Below are 20,043 nucleotides of genomic sequence, written 5' to 3'. Positions count from 1 at the left end.
ATAGAATTGCAAAAGAAAAAGGACTGCTCACGCAGTCCTTTTTCTTTTGCCTGTTTAAGCTAAAATGTCGCTCAGCACGCTCTGGCCGTCCAGCGTGGAAGCATCCACACCCAGATAGTCGCAGATGGTCTGTGCAATGGTTCCGAAGCAGAGCCTGGTGCCGAGGTCAACGCCCGGCTTGACGCCCTTGCCGCAGATGAGATACGGCACATACTCGCGGGTATGATCGGTGGTCTTGGTGTAGGAGGGGTCACAGCCGTGGTCGGCCGTGACCATCAGAATGTCGCCCTCCCGCATCCCGGGGATGAAGTCGGCAACGAACTTGTCGAACTCGGTGGCGGCGGCGGCGTAGCCTGCCACGTCGCGGCGGTGGCCGTAGAGCATATCGAAATCGACGAGGTTCACGAAGGCCAGACCCTCGAAGTCGCGGGTCTGCAGGGCCTTGGTGAAAGCGATGCCGTTGGTGTTGCCGGTGGTCTTGATCTTCTCCGTCACGCCCTCGCCGTCGAAGATGTCGAAGATCTTACCGACCGCGATGACGTCCTTACCGGCGTCCTTGAGCAGATCCAGCATGGTCTTGCGGGGCGGCTTGAGGCTCAGGTCGTGGCGGTTGGTGGTGCGGTAGAAGGTGTCGGCGGTGCGGCCGAGGAAGGGACGGGCGATGACGCGGCCCACGCCGTACTCGCCCTTCAGCATCTCGCGGGCGATCTCGCAGTAACGGTACAGCTCATGCACCGGCACAAGCTCCTCGTTGGCGGCGACCTGAAACACGCTGTCGGCGCTGGTGTAGACGATGAGGGCATCCTCCTTCATGGCCTGCTCGCCGTAGTCCTTCAGCACCTGTGTGCCGGAGTAGGGCTTGTTGCAGAGGACTTTGTGGCCGGTCTTTTCCTCGAACTCGTGGATGAGGCTGTCCGGGAAGCCGTCCGGGAAGGTGGGCAGCGGCTTGGGGCTGACGACACCGGCGATCTCCCAGTGGCCGATGGTGGTATCCTTGCCCATGCTCTGCTCCTGCAGGCGGGCGAAGGAGCCGATGGGGGCGGCATCCTTCTCGCCGACGGTCACACCGTCGATGTTGAACAGTCCGAGTTTTTTCAGGTTGGGGCAGTTGAAGTTGGGGTGGTTGGCGATGGCGCCGAGGGTGTTGGTCCCCTCATCGCCAAAGGCTGCGGCGTCCGGCTCTGCGCCGATGCCGAAGCTGTCCAGAACGATCAGAAAAACGCGCTTTTCCATTACGCTTTCACTCCGTTTCTATCATTTTGCGCCCACCTCTGTCCCTTCAGGGCAGAAGTGAGACTTTTGCTTAGCCCTATTATAGGCGATGAACGCACTTTTCGCAAGCGTTTTATCGCTCCGGCATCTATCACGAAAATTTAAGGTTTTCTTTGCCGAATTTTTTCTTGCTCTCTTGTACACAAGCGGTTATAATATAGAATGGTAAGGTTTTCAAACACCCCTGACCGGGCCGATGTCCGGCCAGCGGCCGCAGGGCATATTTTGGCACCTGTGCGCCCATCATAGAGGAAAAAAGAGACTGTTAGAGGTATATTTATGAGAAAAACGAAGATCATCTGCACCCTTGGCCCTTCTACCGATAAGGACGGCGTCCTGCGCGAGCTGGTCGCCAACGGCATGAACGTGGCCCGCTTCAACTTTTCCCACGGCTCCTACGAGGAGCACAAGGGCCGTCTGGACATGCTGAAGGCTATCCGCGCTGAGCTGAACAAGCCCGTTGCTGCCCTGCTGGACACCAAAGGCCCCGAGATCCGCCTGAAGGAGTTCAAGAACGGCGTTGAGATGCTGGAAGCCGGTCAGACCTTCACCCTGACCACCCGCGAGGTGGAGGGCACCAAGGAGATCTGCTCCATCACCTACAAGGACCTGCCCCAGGACGTCCACGAGGGCGGCACCATCATGCTGGACGACGGCCTCATCAAGCTGGCCATCAAGAGCGTCACGGACACCGACATCGTCTGCGAAGTGCTCAACAGCGGCAAGATCAAGACCAAGAAGGGCGTCAATGTCCCCGGCGTCCACCTGTCCATGCCCTACCTGAGCCAGCGCGACCGCGATGACATCATCTTCGGTGTCCAGCAGGGCTTCGACTTCATCGCTGCTTCCTTCGTGCGCACCGCACAGGACGTCTACGACATCCGCAACCTGCTGAACGAGTACGACTCCAACATCCGCATCATCGCCAAGATCGAGAACCGCGAGGGCGTCAATAACATCGACAGCATCCTGTCCGCTGCCGACGCCGTCATGGTCGCCCGCGGCGACCTGGGCGTCGAGATCGACTTCACCGAGCTGCCCGGCATCCAGAAGAGCGTCATCGACCGCTCCTTCTCCTTCGGCAAGCCCATCGTCACTGCTACCCAGATGCTGGACAGCATGATGGTCAACCCCCGCCCCACCCGCGCCGAGATCTCCGACGTGGCAAACGCCATCTACGACGGCACTTCCGCTATCATGCTCTCCGGCGAGACCGCTGCGGGCGCATACCCTGTTGAGGCCCTCAAGACCATGTCCGCCATTGCAGAGCGCACCGAGAACGAGGTCCACTACCGCGACAACCGCCTGACCGATGCCGCCGGCCAGATCAGCGTCAGCGACGCTACCGCACACGCTGCCTGCCTGACCGCAAAGGACGTCAACGCTTCTGCCATCGTCACCGTGTCCGAGTCCGGCAACACTGCCCGCCTGCTGAGCAAGTACCGCCCCTCTCAGCCCATCATCGCCTGCGTCATGGACGAGCAGGTCCAGCGCCAGCTGTCCATCTCCTGGGGCATCACCCCGCTCATGATGGACCTCGCCGCCAGCACCGATGAGCTCATCGAGAAGTCTACCGCTCTGGCAAAAGAGCACGGCTATCTGCACGACGGTGAGCTGGCTGTCGTGACCGCCGGCGTCCCCGTGGGCGTCTCCGGCACCACCAACATGATCAAGATCCACATGATCGGCAACTGTCTGGCTACCGGCGTCGGCGTCGGCCCCGAGGGCGCTGCTCTGGCCAACGCCACCGGCAAGGCCTGCGTCTGCCGCACCATCGAGGAGATCCGCGCAAAGTTCAAGCCTGGCATGGTCCTGGTCGTCCCCTCCACCTCCAACGAGATGCTGAGCTACGTCCGTGACGCTGCTGCTCTGGTGGTCGAGGAAGCCGGCCTGAACAGCCACGCCGCCATCGCCGGCAAGGCCCTGCTCAAGCCCACCATCGTGGGTGCCGTCGGCGCTACCGCCCACATCCGCGACGGTCTGATGGTTGCTGTGGACTGCGCACACGGCAGCGTCCAGCGCCTGCAGGCCTGATTTCGGGAGGCACAGCATGGAGCGCATTGCAAGTTTCTGCGTAGACCACACCAAGCTCGACCGCGGCATGTACCTGAGCCGTCAGGACGGCGATGTTCTGACCTGGGACATCCGGATGAAGAAGCCGAACCACGGCGATTATCTCTCCACCGGTTCGGCCCACACGCTGGAGCACCTCTTCGCCACCTACGCCCGCAACAGCCAGTATAAGGACGGCGTCATCTACGTCGGCCCCATGGGCTGCCGCACCGGCTTTTACCTGCTGACCCGGGGCCTGACCCCCGCCGAGGCGCTGAGCCTGACGGTGGAGTCCTTCCGCTTCATGGCTGCGTTTGAGGGCGATGTCCCCGGCGCAAGCGAGGTGGAGTGCGGTAACTACCGCGACATGGACCTGCCCGCCGCAAAGGCTGAGGCTGCTGCCATGCTGCCCGTGCTCGAGGCACTGACCGCTGACAAGCTGCACTACTATCGCAATTTTCAAAAATAGTGCCTATCGAAACGGCATATTTGCGATATGCAGTTTGCGGATGTTGCTTGTGCATTAAAAACGCAAACTGCTATAAGCTATAACACACAAAGAGGCTGTTGCACTGCAACAGCCCCTTTTCTTTTATCGCGTCCGCGCCTCACACTTCCCCGATGACCGGGAGCAGGTCTTCGAGCTTATTGAAATAATTGACGATGGTGACCACATTGTTGACGATGGAGCTGCCCGCCGAGAAAATGCGCGCCACATAGTTCAGCACACGGCCAATGTCCTGGAACGTCTGCCATGCCGTGGTCTCGCCGCCGCAGAGCAGCACCATTTCGTCGTCCCCGATGGATGTATACTGGGCGGGCATCCGCATCTGATAATTACTCATAGTATTCTTTCCTTTCCGCTGGTGAGAAGTTTTTTTTCCTCGTTCAGAGTCAGCGCCCTCGGGGCCTGTCCTCTATTCCATCCTACCAGATACAAAAAGCAAAGCATGTCAGACCCTGCGGCTGGAATAATTTTCCTTTCATAAGACAGTAAAGAGGCCCTGTACGACAGTGCAGGGCCTCTTTGTTATATGTTTTATTCGTACAGGGGGAAAGCCTTGGTCAGGGCCAGCACACGGGCGGAGATGTCGTCCTTCTTCTCGTCGTAGTGCCAGATGCAGTCGGCGATGCAGTCCGCAATGACTTTCATCTCGGCTTCGCCCATGCCCCGGGTGGTGACAGCCGGAGTCCCCAGACGGACGCCGGAAGTCACGAAGGGGCTGCGGGTCTCGCCGGGGACGGTGTTCTTGTTGGCGGTGATGTGGACGCTGTCGAGGCGGGCTTCCAGCTCCTTGCCGGTGCATTCCTCGTCCCGCAGGTCGAGGAGCATCAGGTGGTTGTCGGTGCCGCCGGACACCAGCTTGACACCGCGAGCCTGCAGTTCAGCGGCCATGGCCTGTGCGTTCTCCACGATCTTGCGGGCGTAGTCCTTGAACTCGGGCTTGAGTGCCTCGCCAAAGCAGACGGCCTTGGCCGCGATGACGTGCTCCAGCGGGCCGCCCTGGGTGCCGGGGAAGACGGCGGAGTTGATGCGCTTGGCCAGCACGGCATTATTGGTCAGGATGAGGCCGCCGCGGGGGCCGCGCAGGGTCTTGTGGGTGGTGGTGGTCACAACGTCGGCATAAGGCACCGGACTCTGGTGCATCCCGCCAGCCACGAGGCCCGCGATGTGGGCCATATCCACCATCAGGAAGGCCCCGTATCCGTGGGCGATCTCAGCCAGCTTTTCGAAGTCGATGGCACGGGGGTAGGCCGAAGCGCCTGCCACGATCATCTTGGGACGGACCTTTTTGACCTGCTTTTCCAGCTCAGCATAGTCGATGCGGCCATCTTCGCCGACGCCGTAGGATACGAAGTGATAGTTCTTGCCGGACATATTCACCGGAGAGCCGTGGGTCAGATGACCGCCCTGAGACAGGTCCATGCCCATAACGGTATCGCCCAGATCGAGCAGAGCGAAGTAGACGGCCAGATTGGCCTGTGCGCCGGAGTGGGGCTGGACGTTGGCGTACTTTGCGCCGAACAGCTTGCAGGCGCGCTGGATGGCGATGTTCTCCACCTCATCCACATAGGCACAGCCGCCGTAGTAGCGCTTGCCGGGCAGGCCCTCGGCGTATTTGTTGGTGAGGATGCTGCCCATGGCGGCCATGACGGCGGGCGAGACGATGTTCTCGCTGGCGATGAGCTCGATATTTTCCCGCTGGCGGGTCAGCTCACGGTTCATGGCCGCAGCCAGCTCCGGGTCGGCCTTTTCCACGAGGCCGATGGTATCCATCATATCGTTGTACATACTATTTACCCTTCTCTCTGATGCAAAAAATCAGTTCGCGCGGGCGTCCGCTCATTCCGGCCCGCCTGTTTCCATGATACCAGACATCGTGGATTTCTTCAACAGCATTTCGCACAAACCGATACGGTTTGATTCGTTTCTTTTCGGTTAAATGAAGATATTTCACCCATCCTGTCAAAGCCTTGCTTTTTCTGCGCTCAGCGCTTATTATTATAACAAAAATCCGTTCCGGTTTTTGTGCAGATTTGCCCATCGGGTGCAGAAAGGAGCGCATTTCCATGACCATCACGGAGCAAAAAGCCGCACAGCGCAAAGCGGGCATTGCGGCCCGCCGGGCGTTGTCGGACAACGAGCGCACCCATTCCAACGCCGCTCTCTGCGCCCGCATCATGGCTCTGGACTGCTTCAAAAAGGCAGAAAACATCCTGCTCTACGCGGCCTTCGGCGGCGAAGCCGACCTCTCGGCGCTGGCTGTGGAAGCGGCCCGGCAGGGCAAAACGCTGGCATACCCCGTCTGCGGCGAGGGCTTTTCGCTGACAGCCGCCGTACCGGGACCGGACGGCTGGGAAGTGGGTACTTACGGCATCCGCACGCCCATTCTGAGCCGGTCGGAGATTTTACGGCCAGACCAGCTCGACCTCGTGCTGGTCCCCTGCACGGCTTTTGACACCGCCTGCCGCCGCGTCGGGATGGGGAAAGGCTATTATGACCGCTATCTCCCCCGCTGCACCCGGGCTGTGAAACTGGGCGTGGCCTTTGAGGCCCAGCGGGTGGACGTGGCGGCAGTGGACGCCCATGACGAAAAACTGGACGGATTCGTGACAGAGGGAGGACTTTACTTTGGATTTGACACAACTGAGCTGTGAGGACTTTCTGAGCCGGCTTGCCAGCAAAGCCCCCGCCCCGGGCGGCGGCGGCGCAGCGGCCCTCGTGGGCGCGGCAGGCGTCGCGCTGGGCAATATGGTGGGGAATCTCACCACCGGCAAAAAGAAATACTCTGCCGTGGAAGAAGAGATCCTGGCGCTGAATGCCCGTGCTGAAACACTGTGCAAACGGCTGGAAGCCCTCGTGCAGGCTGACGCCGACGCATTCACGCCTCTGGCGGCGGCCTACGGCCTGCCCAGAGAGACGCCCGAACAGCAGGCCCGCAAGGCCGCTGTGCTGGCCGAGGCGCTGGACGGGGCCTGCGCCGTGCCGCTGGACATCATGGACGCCTGCTGTGAGGGCATCCGTCTTGCGGCCGATTACGCCGAAAAGGGCAGCGTGCTGGCTGTCTCAGACGCAGGCTGTGCGGCGCTGTTCTGCAAGGCCGCACTTCAGGCGTCGGCGCTGAATGTCGCCATCAACACAAAGCTCATGACGGACCGCGCCCATGCCGCCGCGCTGGACGAAAAAGCGGCCCGGATGCTGGCAGAATATCTGCCGCTGGCCGACGAAGTCTACCAGTCCGTGGCAAACCGCCTGCGGGCCTGATGCATAGAAAGGGAACGTATATGTCTACCATTTTGAAGGGTGCGCCCGTCGTGGCCGCCATGAACGAAGCAAATGCCGCCCGCTGCGCCGCACTGCGGGAAAAGGGCGTTGTCCCCACGCTGGCCGTCGTCCGGGTGGGCGAACGCCCCGATGACCTCTCCTACGAGAAAGGCGTCATGGCCCGCTGTGCAAAAGTGGGCGTCGAGGTGAAGCAGTTCCTTCTGCCCGCCGACGCTTCGCAGGAAGAGTTGCTGCGCGTCATTGCCGGCATCAACGCAGACGCCGCCATCCACGGCTGTCTGCTTTTCCGCCCCCTGCCCAAACAGTTTGATGACAGGACCATCCGCGCCGCACTCTCGCCCGAAAAGGACATTGACGGCATCACCGACGGCTCGCTGGCCGGCGTCTTCACCAACACTGCCGTCGGCTACCCGCCCTGCACGGCGCAGGCCTGTCTTGAGATCCTGAAATTCTACAACATTCCCCTCTCCGGCAGGCGGGCCGTCGTCGTGGGACGCAGCCTCGTGGTGGGCAAGCCCGCAGCCATGATGCTGGACCGGGAAAACGCCACCGTCACCCTCTGCAACTCCCGCACCCAAAATCTGCCGGAAGTCTGCCGCGAGGCCGATGTTGTGGTGGTGGCCATGGGCAAGATGGGCTTTATCGGCGCAGAGCATCTGCGGGCCGGTCAGGTCGTCGTGGATGTGGGCATCCATGTCAACGAGGAAGGCAAACTCTGCGGTGACGTCCGCTTTGGCGAGGCAGAGCCTGTGGTGGAGGCCATCACCCCCGTCCCCGGCGGCGTCGGCACCGTGACGACTTCCGTGCTCGTGAGCCATGTGGTGGAGGCGGCAGCGAAAGCTGCATCATAATAACCTCTCCGCCACGCCTGCGGCGTGCCACCTTCCCTAATAGGGGAGGCTTTGGCAGTCCCCTCGAAGTAAACGGTTTCGCCAGAGGCTCCCCTACTAAGGGCAACAGCGACGACCGCCGCCAGTGGCGGAAACAGGGAGTCGTTGTTGGGGCAGCGGCCAGCAAGACGCAAGCGAAGCGCTGCGGATGCTGGGAGCCGCAACCCGGCCTTGTCGAGCAAAGCGAGACTGAGAGGTTTATTCCCCTATACACCAAAAGCGCCCGGCGGATGACCCGCCGGGCGCTTTTGGCATTGACAGAACAATGACAGGAGAATAATTGGGAATTGGGAAATTGGAATAGGTCTTAGTTTATGCGGCCTTTGCCGGGGCAAAGACCAGAGCCTTCTTGCGGCGGTTCTGCATTGCGCGCACCACACAGCTCAGGGTGAAGTTGATGATGAAGTAGATGACACAGGCCGTGCCGAACAGCACCATGACATCGGAGACATTCACCGTGCCGAGACCATTGTAAGTACCGGCGGCGCTCAGCAGCTGGCGGATGCGGGCCATCAGCTCGATGGTGGCCACGTTTGCCAGATAGGAGGAGTCCTTGATGGTGGTGATGACCTGGCTGAGCAGGGTCGGCACGATGTTGCGGTAAGCCTGCGGCAGGACGATGTAGAGCAGCACCTCAGCGGTGTTGAAGCCCTGTGCATAGCCGGCCTCGAACTGGCCCTTGGACACGCCGTTCAGGCCGCCGCGGACGATCTCGGCGATGACGGAGGAGTTGAAGAGGATGAGGGCCAGAGCGGCCTTGAACAGAAGCTTCATCTCCACGCTGGTCAGGCCGAACATCTTGCGGGCGAAGAAGCCCGGGCAGGGGCAGAACACCACACAGATGAAGATCCAGAGCAGGTAGGGCGTGTTGCGGAACAGCTCGATGTAGGCGGTAGCGAACCAGCCGAGGATGCGGGTCGGACCCTTTTTGCAGTAGGTGCGGGCCAGCGCCAGCAGAGAGCCCACGATGAGGCCCATGATGACGCCCAGCACCGAGATGATGCAGGTGAAGGCCACGCCGCGCAGCAGGTAGAGCATGACGCCTTCTCTTGTCAGGATGGAAAGGCTTGCAGCAAGCGTCTTCATATCAGGCAGCCTCCTTCAGCTCTACTTTCTTGGCAGCGGTCTTGAGACCCGGGTTCACACGGCCCTTGCGCTCCTTGAGGGAAGCTTCCCAGCGGGCTGCCAGCGTGGACAGCGGGAAGCAGACCACGAAGAAGATGAGGCCGCAGACGATATAAGCGGGGGCGTATGCGCCGCCGGTGGAAGCACCGGTGACGAAGCTGTAGGTCACGCTGATGAGGTCAGCGCCGCCCACGATGTAGAGGCAGGAGGTGTTCTTGAAGAGGTTGACCACCTGGTTGACCATCGGAGGGAGCATCACGGGGATGCTCTGGGGCAGGATGATGTAGCCCATCCGCTGCAGATAGTTGAAGCCCTGCGCCTGTGCAGCCTCGAACTGGCCCTTCGGCACAGACTCGATGGCGGCGCGGACGACCTCACCCATGTAAGCGCCGGTGTAAACGCCCAGTGCAATGATGCCGGTGCGGATGACGCCGAGGCTCACGCCTGCAAATGCCAGCGCATAATACAGGAAGCACAGCTGCAGCAGCAGCGGGGTGTTCTGGATGAACTCGACGTAAATGCGGGCGATGATGCGCAGCAGCTTACTGCCGCTGGTGGACATCAGGCCCAGCGCAGCGCCAATGATGAAGGCCAGCGCCAATGCGCAGACGGCGGTCTGCAGCGTGTTGCCCAGACCCAGCAGAAAACTCTCACGATGCGTCCAGACGGTGGACCAGGACTCTAACGAAAACAAGCCAGACATGGCAAACTCCCCTTTCCCTACACTCTCTTGGTTCTGAAAAGTCTGGGCTTAATCCAGACCGTTGTCTTTGATGAGCTGCTCGATGGTGCCATCTGCCAGCCAGCCCTTGACGAGGTCGTCGCACAGGGTGGAGAAGTCGCTGCCCTTCTTGGTAGCGACGCCATACTCCTGCGGGCTGAACTCAGCGTCAATGTAGCTGCGGCCCTCGGTCTTGTAGATGGCGAGGATGGACTTATCGACGCAGAAGCCCTGCACTTCGCCTGCGCTCAGTGCGGTGCTGATGGCGGGATAGTCGTCGTACTGACGGAAGGAGATGCCATCCTTCCAGGTGTCGGCGTTGAAGGTGTCGGCGTCGAAATTTGCGCCGTCCAGCACGCCCTCGTCGATCATGGCCTTGACCAGAGCACGAGCGGAGGTGGAGCCGGAGGAGACGCCCACGACCTTGTCCTTCAGGTCAGCCAGACCCTTGATGCCGGTGGAGTCCTCCACCAGAACGGAAACGTAGTCGGTATAGTAGGGGGTGGAGAAGTCCCAGGTCTTCTTGCGCTCTTCGGTGATGGTGAAGGTAGCCAGAACGGCGTCGATGTCGCCGGAGTCCAGCAGCTCGCCGCGGGTGGCGGCGGTAACCGTGGTGAACTCAACGTCCACGCCGAGGTGCTCTGCGATCATCTCTGCGAGGCTGTCCTCGAGGCCCTTGTACTCGCCGGTGAGGGTATCCTGGAAGCTGAAGCCCTTAACTGCGTTCTTGACGCCCACTTTCAGGACACCGCGGTCCACGATGGCCTGGGTGTCAGCGCCCAGTGCTGCAGTGGAAGCGGCTGCGCCGCCGGCGGCAGAAGATGCCGTAGAGGCTGCGGTGGAGCTTGCAGAGCCGCCGCAGGCGGTCAGAGCAGCAGCAGCGCCCACCAAACCAGTGACTTTCAGGAAATCACGACGCGAGATCTTTTTCATAATAAATCACTCCTCTTTGTTTTTTCGGCCCGAGCGGCTTTCCCTGTCCGCTCCGAAAACGGCCTGTTATCAACAACGGCGTCTCACCACAACTTGTGAGTCCCTGCCGTGTCAACCTTTGTTGTTCGTCCTCTCAGCGGACGATCTTGCTCAGGAACTGCCGGACGCGCTCGTTCTTGGGGTTGGTGAAGAAGTGCTCCGGCGTGCCTTCCTCAATGATCTGGCCGTCCGCCATAAAGACGATGCGGTCGGCCACGTTTCGTGCGAAGCCCATCTCGTGGGTGACGACCACCATCGTGATGTTCTTCTCGTGTGCCAGCTTTACCATGACATCCAGCACTTCCTGGATGGTCTCAGGGTCGAGGGCCGAAGTCGGCTCGTCGAACAGGATGATCTTGGTCTGTGCGCAGAGGGCGCGTGCAATGGCGATGCGCTGCTGCTGGCCGCCGGACAGCTGCGGAGGGTAGACATCCGCTTTGTCCCGGAGGCCGACGACCTCAAGATAATGATATGCCAGCTCTTCGGCCTCTGCCTTGGTCTTGTGATGGAGCTTCATAGGTGCCAGCGTCAGGTTTTTGAGCACCGTCATGTGGGGGTAGAGGTTGAACTGCTGGAAGACCATGCTCATGTTGTCGCGGACGATCTTGGTCTTGTTCTTGTTGGTCAGCTCCTGACCGTCGATGTAGACGTGGCCGCTGGTCGGCTCTTCCAGAAAGTTCATGCAGCGGACGGTAGTAGATTTGCCGCTGCCGGACGGTCCGATAATGACCAGCTTTTCGCCCTCGGCGACCTCGAGGTTCACGTCTTTGAGGACGTGCAGGTCTCCGAAGTACTTGTCAACGTGTTCGAGTTTGATCACTGTGATTCCCACCTTTCCCTATCCTGTTCTGTCGTCCGTGCTCCAGCGCCGCGGACAGCGCATCTTGTGCGGCTTTCCCGAACCGCACACAAAAACGAAAAAACAAAAAAGGCGCAAAGTGAATACATCCACTTAAGCGCCTTTGCTTTCGTTGGTTAAAGTATAGTCTTTTTCCGCTTGACTTTCAATCCATAAAGTGCAACAAAAATCAGAGCGGGTCAATCTGCATTTTGGAAAGCTGCACAAACATCGTACTTAAAATCCGTAAATCAGCGGGTCATCAGCAGGAGCAGCGCCGATGCGACGGTCTGCAGGATGAGCCAGCGGGCCACCACCTGCTCGTCGCTCCAGCCCATGCGCTTGCGCACATGGTCGTGCAGCGGGGTGAGGGTGTTCTTGAGGATGCTGATGTGGAGGAAGCGCTTGAAGCTGATCTTCAGGATGCCGAGGCTGCCGTCCACGATGAACACCAGCGCCGCCAGCAGGAAGGCGAACGGGTGGCCGCACTTGAGGGCCAGGATGGCGAGGAAGAAGCCCATGGCACGGCTGCCGGCGTCGCCCATCAGGAGGCTGGAGGGCTTTGCGTTGGACCACAGGTAGGCCAGCAGTGCGCCGATAAAGACGATGGCAGCGGTGGAGTAGTCCCCCAGCTCCTCGCCGTAAGCCAGCAGGAAGGTGCCGATGCTCACCACCGCGAGGCTGGCGGACAGGCCGTCCACGCCGTCGGTGCAGTTGACCACATTGATGCTGGCCCAGATGAGGATGACGATGAGCAGCAGGTAGAGCGGATAGGCAATGGTGAAAGTAGTGCTCAGGAAGTTGACGCTCGTGCCGTTGAAGTTCAGGTAGGTAACACCTGCCACCACGGCGATGACGAAGTCGATGAGGCCCTTCTTGTACTCGTTCCACGCCGTCTCGGAAGCGTCGTCAAAGTAGCCCGACAGCATGGAGGCGATGAGCAGAACGGTATAAATAAGGTACTCTACCTTAAAAGGCACCACCGCCAGCGTCACCAGCGCGATGCAGAGCACGAAGATGAGTCCGGAACCCCGGGCCTTGCCCTTGGAGAGCTCGCCGTTGACGGCGAAGGCACGGCCATGGTCGTGGGGGAGCTTGTCGTGGAAGACCGAGTCCATCAGGGCGGTCAGGGCAAACGCCAGCAGGAACGCCAGCGCGTCCACGGTCTGCTGGCCGGTAGCTGAAATAAGCTGCAGCATATTTTGAACCTCTTTCAATGATATTCTTCTTACTCCGAGAGTGTATCACGCCAGAGCCAAAAAATCAATCGCCCGGTTTGACAATTTTCCTCCCCGTGCCTATAATAGTAGGACAGTTTATCAACACAGAAAACAGGAGACGACATGACACTTTCTTTGGAGCAGCTCTCGGCCCGGATGCGGCAGGGCGAGGACATCCCGCTGTCCGACACGGCCCGCATCGCGCTGGCGCTGAGCATCCCTTCCATTCTGGAGCAGCTGGTGGTCACGGCGATGGAGTACATCGACGCCGCCATGGTGGGCCACATCGGCGCAGAGGCCACCGCCGCCATCGGCATCGTCAGCTCGAGCACCTGGCTGCTCCACGGCATCCTTGTGGGACTGTACACTGCGTTTTCGATCCAGATCGCCCAGTACCTCGGGGCCGACCGCCAGCAGGACGCCCGGGGCGTGCTGCGGCAGTCCATGCTCTTCAACCTCATCCTGGGTCTGGGCGCTGCGGCTTTCGGTGTCGGCATCAGCCGCTTCCTGCCCGGGTGGCTGAGGGCGGACATCTCGCTCCAGGCCAACGCCAGCGCCTACTTTGCCATCTGGTCGGCGGCCCTCCCCTTCACCATGGCGATGGGGATGTATAGCGCCATGCTCCGGGCCACCGGCGACGCCCTGACCCCCGGCCTCATCAGCGTGCTGGTCTGCGCGCTGGACGTGGTGTTCAACTTCTTCCTCATCAACCCCACCCGGCAGCTGGTGCTGTTCGGCCAGAGCGTCACGGTCTGGGGCGCAGGCCTCTCTGTGCCGGGCGCAGCGCTGGGCACGGCTCTCTCCACCGTCGTGGGCGGTCTGCTGGCGCTGGGCGTCCTGCTGCTGCGGGACGGCCCGCTTTGCATCCGAAAGCCCGGCAGCTGGCGCATCACCTCCGCCTGCCTGCGCAACCTCTGGCGGGTGGGTACACCGCTGGCCGCTGAGCGTGCGGCCCTCTCGTCGGCACAGGTGCTGCTCGTCCGTATCGTCTCGGGCCTCGGCACGGTGGCCATCGCGGCCAACAGCCTCGGCGTCAACGCCGAGGGCCTCTGCTACATGGCAGGCTACGGCATTCAGGACGCCTCCATCGCCCTCATCGGGCAGGCCGTCGGCGCCCACCGCCGGGACATGGCGAAGCGGTTCGCCTGGTTCTGCACGGCAATGGGCATGGGCATCATGGCGCTGTCGGGCGTGGGGCTCTGGCTCTTCGCCCCGGCCCTTATGGGCATCTTCACGGCAGATGTCGCCGTCATCGCGCTGGGTGCGCAGGTTCTCCGCATCGAGGCTTTTGCAGAACCGATGTTCGGGGCCAGCATCGTAGCAAGCGGCGCGATGCAGGGCGCAGGCGACAGCACAGGCTGCTTTGTGCTGAACCTGTTCAGCATGTGGGGCGTCCGGCTCACCCTCGCCTTCCTGCTGGCTCCCCGGCTGGGCCTCGTGGGCGTCTGGGCCGCCATGTGCATCGAGCTCTGCATCCGGGGCGCGCTGTTCCTCATTCGGCTTGCAAGGGGCAAGTGGCTCGATAAAGGAGCGTTACAATAAACAAAATGGGCATGTGCCAGCGGCACATGCCCATTTTGTTTATTCAAATTTACTTCCGGCCATGCAGGATGGGAGAAAGGGGCTTATAGATGACCATGCAGAGCACGGCGTCCAGCAGACCCTTGACCAGCGTGAAGGGCAGGTTGAAGATGACGAGGCACTTCATGAGGCTGTCGGCAGAGGGCAGGATGGCCTGATACATGCCGAGGATGGCTTCCAGCGGCATATGGTAGAACTCCACATAGGCCGGGTAGGTGATGAAGTAGTTGGAGGGCACGCTGAAGACGGCCATTGCGGCGGCACCCGCTACCGCGCCGAGGATGGCGGTCTTGCGGCTCTTATGATGCTTGTAGATGAAGCCCGCCACCGCGGAGAAGACAGCGCCCAGCATAAAGTTGCACAGCTCGCCGACACAGGCAGTGCTGGTACCCTTGACGACGATGTGGAGCAGGTTCTTCATGAAGCTGATGACCACGCCGTACACCGGGCCGAGGGCGAACGCGCCCAGCAGGGCGGGCAGGTCGGAGAAGTCCATCTTGACGAAGGACGGAATGAGCATCGGGACGGGGAACTCGATGAACATCAGGATGAACGCCACTGCGCTGAGCATGGCGGCAACGGTCAGGTTGTGGGTCGTATCTTTTCTCATAATTTTCCTCCCGGGGCGGCTGGCCCCATTCAAATAAAGACTGGAAAGCCCTTTTCTCGCTCGCTGGAACCGGGAAGACAAATGAAAACGCGCCCTGCCATAGTTTACACTATAACAGGGCGCGCACAAACAAATCAAATTGTCTGCCGTTTCTTGCATCCGGACTATACCGTTGGCCCCGGAGTCTCACCGGGTCAGCACTCTTTGGGAGTGGTCGCGGGCTGTACCGCCAGTGGGGAATCGCACCCCGCCCTGAAACGAACTTTCTTCGCAGAGTATAACGCGGCAGGTTTGTCTTGTCAAGTCCTTTTATTCATTTTTTTAACAAGCCTCTCCCGATTTGCACCGCTGGCTATAATATGATATACTGATTTTATTATTCGTCAGGAAGGTATCTGTTTCTATGCTCTTCACCATCAACGATCTCGGCTTTTCCATCGCCGGGCTGCTGCTGGAAGGCTGGCTGGCCTTTGCAGCCCGGTGCGTCTGTGCGCTGGCCCTGCTGTTCATCGGCTGGGTCGTCAGCCGCTGGCTGCAAAAAAGCCTCTTCCCCCGCCTGCTGAAGCGCAGCTGGCACTTTGCCTTTACGCACCCCCTGCTGGAAAGCTTCGCCCGCCCGACGGCCCGCATCGCGTGGTACACCGGCATGTATCTGGCCCTGCGCAGCCTGCCCTGGGCCATCCCCGGCCTTGCGGCCCTGCTGCTCAAAGCCTATCGGATGATGCTGGTCTTCCTCATCGGTACCGGCTTCTACCACGCTTCCGGCATCGCGGCTCTGCTGCTGGCCTCGTCCAGCGAAGAAGTCCGCACCAACCGCACCCTGCTCACCCTGCTGGATAAAGTCTACAAAGTAGCCGTCGTGGTGCTCTGCGGCGCGACCATCGCACAGGAAAGCGGCCTGCCCGTGGGCAGCGTCGTGGCCAGTGCCGGTCTTATCGGCCTTACGATCTCTCTGGCCGCACAGGATATGGCCAAGAATTTCTTCAGCGGCGTGGTCATCCTGCTGGACAAGCCCTTCTCCATCGGTGACTGGATCACCGTCGGCGACGTGGAGGGCGAAGTGGTGGACATCAACTTCCGCTCCACGAAAGTCCGGGCCGTGGATAACTCCATCTACATCCTCACCAACAGCACCGTCAGCAGTGCCACCATCAACAACGCTACCCTCCGCAACAAGCGGCTCTACCGCTTCACGCTGGGCGTCACCTACGACACCACCCGACCCCAGCTGGAAAAGCTGATGGCCGACCTCGACGCCATGCTCAAGGCCAGCCCCGACACCTACGAGGACACCGCCTTTGTCCGGATGACCGGCTTCGGCGACTCGAGCATCAACCTGATGGTCTCTGCCTATCTGCGCACCGCCGACCTCGGCGTGTTTTTGCGGATGCAGAACGATTTGAACCTCAACATCATGGACGTGATGAAGGCCGACGGCGTGGATTTCGCATTTCCCTCCACGACGGTCTACCTCGCAAAAGAGAACTGACAGCAAAAAAGCCGATGCAGCTGCATCGGCTTTTTTGCTACAGCGCAATATCCAGTGCCATCATGAGGGCGAACCCCAGCACCACGCTGATGACGCCCGCCGGTTCGTCCTGCTCCACGGCTTCCGGTATCATCTCCTGAGCCGTCACGCAGACCATGCACCCGGCGGCGGCGCTCATGAGCCACGGCAGAGCCGCGCTCACCCAGCCTGCGAGGGCCAGCGCCAGCAGCGCCCCCAGCGGCTCCACGAGGCCCGACGCAGCACCGGCGCAGAAGGCTTTCCGTCTCCCCTGCCCGGCCTGCATCAGCGGCAGGCTCACCGCCGCGCCTTCCGGGATATTCTGCAAGCCGATGCCCAGTGCAAGGGCCAGCGCCCCGCTGACGGCCTCCGGCTCACCCTGCAGGGCCAGCGCCGCCGCAAGTCCCACCACCATGCCCTCGGGCAGATTGTGGAGGGTCACGGCCAGCACCACCCGGCCCATCCGGCCATGCTCTTTTGAACCGGTGTGCATCAGCCGCCCGGCAGCCTCTTCCAGCCGCAGCAGGCCCACAGCACCCAGCACCAACCCCGCCGCCGGGGCCAGCCAGACCGGCAGTATCCCGGCCTCCGCCCTCTCGATGGCAGGCAGCAGCAGGCTCCACACGCTGGCGGCCAGCATGATGCCCGCCGCCATGCCGCAGAGCATCCGCCGGGTGCGGGGCTCGTCGGCCCGACGCACCAGAAAGACCCCCGCCGCTCCCAGCGCCGTACAGAGCGCTGGCAGCAGCAGGATGACCGCTGCAAACAGATAGACGTTCACATTGCATTCCCCCTTCCCACCGATGTATGCGGCGGAAAGGGGGAATGTGAAGAGAAAAAGCTCTCCTCATTCCGGCAGCTCATGCAGGGTAAATTCGTTTTTTGTTGTTTCCAGTATTCCCTCATCCCGCATTTTGCCCAGCTCTTTCGAGAGGGCGCTGCGGTCGAGGTTGAGGTGATCGGCCAGGCCCTGACGGTCGAAGGGGATGCGGAAACTTTTGCTGCCCGCCTTCGCGGCCTGATTGGAGAGATACAGCAGCAGCCGTCCCCGGACGGTCTTCGGGGCCGTGCAGAAGATGCGCTCCGAAAGGGCCAGGTTCTTGTGCAGCGAGATGTTGAGCAGGTTCTGCACGAGGACCGGCTGCCACTCGCTGTCCGGGTGAGGTGTGTGGATGAGGACATCCATGTTCAAAAAGAGCACTTCCGTCTCTTCCGCCGCCACCACGTCCACCATCATCGGCTCGCCGCAGAAGGCATAGGTCTCCGCGAACACCTGCCCCGCCGGGACATGGCTCAGGATGCTCCTGTTGCCCCAGAGGTCGATATTCTCGATGTTGACGCCGCCCGCCTGCACGATGCCCACCTCGCGGGTGATGCAGCCCGCCCGCAGAAGGACTTCGCCCTTCGCGTAGGTCTTGCAGCGCGCACCGCCGCAGGTAAACATCTCGGCCAGCGCCGCTTCTCCGATGCCCTGGAAAAGGGGCGTTTTCTGTGTTTTCACCCTCAGCGCCCCCTTTTACCGCTTGACGTGGTAGACCTCGAGATAGACGCTCTTGCGCGTCTCATCCAGCGTTTCCTTCAAATCGCGGGAGAACTCCTCATCGTCCAACAGCGCCACCACCTCGGGCGCATAGCGGGTGCCTCTCTGGGCGCGGAATTCGCCCAGCAGCGTATCCACCGGCTTTGCCATCGTGTAGCAGCGGCCGATATTATCGGTGGCCGCGTCCAGTGAGTCGGCCACGGTCAGAGCGTCCACGATGGGCTTGATGCCCGCCGGGCAGGGCGGATAATTTTTCGGGTAGCCGCCGTGTCCGTCGTAGAAGGTATGGTGGTAGAGCGCCGCCGGGGCCAGGTCGTCCTTTCCACCCACATTGCACAGCAGCTCGTAGCCGAACACCGTGTGCCACTGGATGCAGGTAAATTCCTCGTCCAGCAGGCGGCGGTAGTTGTTGCCGATATACATGAACACATAGCTCTTGCCTACATCGTGGTAAAGGCCGCACTCATAGGCCAGCTCACATATTTCAATGCGATTGCGGCGGACTTCCTCCACCGTCTTGCAGCCCATGACGCCCACGAACAGCTCGGGCGACTTTTTGAGCATCTGCTTGACGAACATGCGGGTCAGTCCGGCCACCATCATGGAGTGGACATAGGTCGGCTTGTGGGCCACGAGAATATAATTCAGCAGGCTGCGGCGGGCTGTTCCGGTCTCGGCCTGCATCTCCACCAGCTCGCGCACGGCACGGCTGACCACACGGGAGTACTGATTCTGGGGTACATTGTTCAGATACCGCAAACTGCGGTCCATCACTTCTTCAGTGCGGCATGCCATCTCCCTCCGGTCGGCAGGCGGCATCTTGACCTCGTAAGCCACCAGATAAGACACCGCCGTGAGGTTCTTGTTGATGCCAGTATCGCTGTAGTCCTGGATGTCGGTGTGGTGGATGATGTCCAACAGCTCTTCCACCACCTCGCGGGCCGTACACCGTCCAGCATGGAAGCAGGCCGCCTTATAAAGATAGCTGACACGCCAGTTCTGCAGCCGTGCCTCCTCGCCCTTATAGAGCACCCGGTCGCGGTAGATGGCTTCCGCCGACTCCATCACCTTGGCGGCGACCACCGGGTCGTTGTGGTGGCGCAGATAGCTCAGCAGCGTCTCCCGGTCCATATGCATCGCATACTCGAATTTGCCCCATGGAAGGTCCGGGTCGAGCTGGTGGTAGTAAGGGTCGGTGATGATGCCCATCGCCTTGTCGAACACCTTCATATATTCGGTGCATTCTTCCGGCGTACTGCGTGGCATGGACATCCGGCTGTTGCCCAGACAGCGCATGATGTAGCCTTTTGTTGTCTTATCGAAGGACTCATACTCCGCAATATAGCCTGCACCCTCCTGAAAAAGGCCGCGCACCTGCGTCCCGTAAGGGTTGATGGCATAGTCGCGGCCCCGGACATTGAGGTAGTGGAGAGAAACCGCTTTTCCATACAGATAGCGGACGATGGCAGGCTTGTCGCCCCGGATGCGGGCGTTTTCCAGCAGGAGGCTGTAGACCTTGTAGGCGATGCCGCAGTCCTCGCTGCTGGCGTAGTTGAACATCTTGTCAGCAAACTCCTGCAGGCTGGCAATTTCGGCACTCGTCAGCTCCGCAGGCGCACGCTGGAATACCAGCTCATTGAGGATAGCGTTGTTCTCCTTCATGTAGTCGAAGCACTTGATGGCGTTGGACTGGATGGTCTCCAGCAGCTCCTTCGCTTTCATATCCGGGGAGAATTTAGGCTGGGAGAGGGTGCGGACTGTCCTGAGATTTTCAACATAGCGCTCGAATCGTGCGTCCATCTGCTCTCCCCCTTTTCCGTTTTTTCACGCTCTGCTGTTGGCAGAGTCTTGTTTCCCATGATAGTTTATTATACCGTCTTTTCAAGTTAGAATCAACTGATTTTTCCAACCTGTCCGTTTCTGACGCA

Annotated in this window: 20 protein-coding genes and 1 riboswitch; of the genes, 7 read left to right on the top strand and 13 right to left on the bottom strand. The window is 60.6% G+C overall.

The annotated features are described in order from the left end of the window. Positions 1-54: 54 nt before the first annotated feature. Positions 55-1,233: a phosphopentomutase gene (locus J3349_RS03205; protein ID WP_207676418.1), complete on the bottom strand. Its 1,179-nt coding sequence runs from the start codon at positions 1,231-1,233 to the stop codon at positions 55-57. A 318-nt stretch (positions 1,234-1,551) separates the two neighbouring features. Here J3349_RS03205 and pyk point away from each other — a divergent pair, with 318 nt between their 5' ends. Together pyk and J3349_RS03195 are read left to right on the top strand one after the other, a co-directional pair. After that, the gene (gene pyk / locus J3349_RS03200; protein ID WP_207676417.1) at positions 1,552-3,306 is read left to right on the top strand and encodes a pyruvate kinase; all 1,755 of its coding nucleotides are present in this window, start codon (positions 1,552-1,554) and stop codon (positions 3,304-3,306) included. 16 nt (positions 3,307-3,322) lie between these two features. Further along, positions 3,323-3,793 (top strand): S-ribosylhomocysteine lyase, encoded by a 471-nt coding sequence (locus J3349_RS03195; protein WP_158396516.1) that lies wholly within the window; start codon positions 3,323-3,325, stop codon positions 3,791-3,793. Positions 3,794-3,932: 139 nt separating this feature from the next. Here J3349_RS03195 and J3349_RS03190 read toward each other — a convergent pair whose 3' ends face one another. The 3 genes from J3349_RS03190 to J3349_RS03180 form a co-directional block, all read right to left on the bottom strand. Then, a complete protein-coding gene (locus tag J3349_RS03190; RefSeq protein ID WP_227619121.1) occupies positions 3,933-4,169 on the bottom strand; it encodes a hypothetical protein in 237 nt (78 codons plus the stop codon). Between the two features lie 194 nt (positions 4,170-4,363). Continuing rightward, complete coding sequence (gene glyA / locus J3349_RS03185) at positions 4,364-5,617, bottom strand: serine hydroxymethyltransferase (protein ID WP_207676416.1); 1,254 nt, start codon at positions 5,615-5,617, stop codon at positions 4,364-4,366. Position 5,618: 1 nt separating this feature from the next. Further along, complete coding sequence (locus J3349_RS03180; protein WP_207676415.1) at positions 5,619-5,906, bottom strand: hypothetical protein; 288 nt, start codon at positions 5,904-5,906, stop codon at positions 5,619-5,621. Here J3349_RS03180 and J3349_RS03175 point away from each other — a divergent pair. From J3349_RS03175 to J3349_RS03165, 3 genes are read left to right on the top strand one after another with little or no spacing between them, the layout of a single operon-like run. Next, positions 5,896-6,483: a 5-formyltetrahydrofolate cyclo-ligase gene (locus tag J3349_RS03175; RefSeq protein ID WP_207676414.1), complete on the top strand. Its 588-nt coding sequence runs from the start codon at positions 5,896-5,898 to the stop codon at positions 6,481-6,483. The two genes, J3349_RS03180 and J3349_RS03175, sit on opposite strands and share 11 nt — an antisense overlap. Beyond that, the gene (locus J3349_RS03170) at positions 6,458-7,090 is read left to right on the top strand and encodes a cyclodeaminase/cyclohydrolase family protein (protein WP_207676413.1); all 633 of its coding nucleotides are present in this window, start codon (positions 6,458-6,460) and stop codon (positions 7,088-7,090) included. The genes J3349_RS03175 and J3349_RS03170 overlap by 26 nt, the downstream gene beginning before the upstream one ends. A 20-nt stretch (positions 7,091-7,110) precedes the next feature. Further along, on the top strand, positions 7,111-7,962 hold the full coding sequence (locus J3349_RS03165) for a bifunctional 5,10-methylenetetrahydrofolate dehydrogenase/5,10-methenyltetrahydrofolate cyclohydrolase (protein WP_207676412.1): 852 nt from the start codon (positions 7,111-7,113) through the stop codon (positions 7,960-7,962). Positions 7,963-8,313: 351 nt separating this feature from the next. Here the strand turns inward: J3349_RS03165 and J3349_RS03160 are convergent, their stop codons facing one another. The 5 genes from J3349_RS03160 to J3349_RS03140 all read right to left on the bottom strand — a co-directional run bounded on the left by J3349_RS03160 (position 8,314) and on the right by J3349_RS03140 (position 12,856). Beyond that, the gene (locus J3349_RS03160; RefSeq protein WP_207676411.1) at positions 8,314-9,087 is read right to left on the bottom strand and encodes an amino acid ABC transporter permease; all 774 of its coding nucleotides are present in this window, start codon (positions 9,085-9,087) and stop codon (positions 8,314-8,316) included. 1 nt (position 9,088) lies between these two features. Further along, on the bottom strand, positions 9,089-9,829 hold the full coding sequence (locus J3349_RS03155; RefSeq protein ID WP_207676410.1) for an amino acid ABC transporter permease: 741 nt from the start codon (positions 9,827-9,829) through the stop codon (positions 9,089-9,091). Positions 9,830-9,877: 48 nt separating this feature from the next. Further along, positions 9,878-10,780: a transporter substrate-binding domain-containing protein gene (locus J3349_RS03150; RefSeq protein WP_207676409.1), complete on the bottom strand. Its 903-nt coding sequence runs from the start codon at positions 10,778-10,780 to the stop codon at positions 9,878-9,880. A gap of 133 nt (positions 10,781-10,913) precedes the next feature. Next, positions 10,914-11,639 carry an amino acid ABC transporter ATP-binding protein gene (locus J3349_RS03145; protein WP_207676408.1) on the bottom strand — a complete coding sequence of 242 codons (726 nt, stop codon included), beginning with the start codon at positions 11,637-11,639 and terminating at the stop codon, positions 10,914-10,916. 269 nt (positions 11,640-11,908) lie between these two features. Then, entirely contained in the window at positions 11,909-12,856 is a 948-nt protein-coding gene (locus J3349_RS03140) for a phospho-N-acetylmuramoyl-pentapeptide-transferase (protein ID WP_207676407.1), read from the bottom strand. 144 nt (positions 12,857-13,000) lie between these two features. On the opposite strand from J3349_RS03140, the gene J3349_RS03135 reads away from it, so the two are divergent. Further along, positions 13,001-14,419 (top strand): MATE family efflux transporter, encoded by a 1,419-nt coding sequence (locus tag J3349_RS03135; RefSeq protein ID WP_207676406.1) that lies wholly within the window; start codon positions 13,001-13,003, stop codon positions 14,417-14,419. Positions 14,420-14,468: 49 nt separating this feature from the next. Here the strand turns inward: J3349_RS03135 and J3349_RS03130 are convergent, their stop codons facing one another. Beyond that, positions 14,469-15,068 carry an ECF transporter S component gene (locus J3349_RS03130; protein ID WP_158396499.1) on the bottom strand — a complete coding sequence of 200 codons (600 nt, stop codon included), beginning with the start codon at positions 15,066-15,068 and terminating at the stop codon, positions 14,469-14,471. A gap of 143 nt (positions 15,069-15,211) precedes the next feature. Next, positions 15,212-15,332: riboswitch (FMN riboswitch) on the bottom strand. Between the two features lie 139 nt (positions 15,333-15,471). Here J3349_RS03130 and J3349_RS03125 point away from each other — a divergent pair. Beyond that, a complete protein-coding gene (locus J3349_RS03125) occupies positions 15,472-16,557 on the top strand; it encodes a mechanosensitive ion channel family protein (RefSeq protein WP_149794171.1) in 1,086 nt (361 codons plus the stop codon). Positions 16,558-16,594: 37 nt separating this feature from the next. Here J3349_RS03125 and J3349_RS03120 read toward each other — a convergent pair whose 3' ends face one another. The 3 genes from J3349_RS03120 to J3349_RS03110 form a co-directional block, all read right to left on the bottom strand. Next, positions 16,595-17,230, bottom strand: coding sequence for a ZIP family metal transporter (locus J3349_RS03120; RefSeq protein ID WP_207676632.1), 636 nt, complete (start codon positions 17,228-17,230; stop codon positions 16,595-16,597). A 192-nt stretch (positions 17,231-17,422) separates the two neighbouring features. Further along, positions 17,423-18,076: a Crp/Fnr family transcriptional regulator gene (locus tag J3349_RS03115; protein WP_207676405.1), complete on the bottom strand. Its 654-nt coding sequence runs from the start codon at positions 18,074-18,076 to the stop codon at positions 17,423-17,425. Positions 18,077-18,091: 15 nt separating this feature from the next. Continuing rightward, complete coding sequence (locus tag J3349_RS03110) at positions 18,092-19,915, bottom strand: HD domain-containing protein (RefSeq protein WP_207676404.1); 1,824 nt, start codon at positions 19,913-19,915, stop codon at positions 18,092-18,094. Positions 19,916-20,043 lie beyond the last annotated feature (128 nt).

This window comes from Faecalibacterium sp. Marseille-P9590, assembly GCF_017377665.1.
Lineage (GTDB): Bacteria > Bacillota > Clostridia > Oscillospirales > Ruminococcaceae > Faecalibacterium.
The sequence above is the reverse complement of the archived record's forward strand: the minus strand, read 5'-3'. Positions and strand labels throughout refer to the sequence as shown.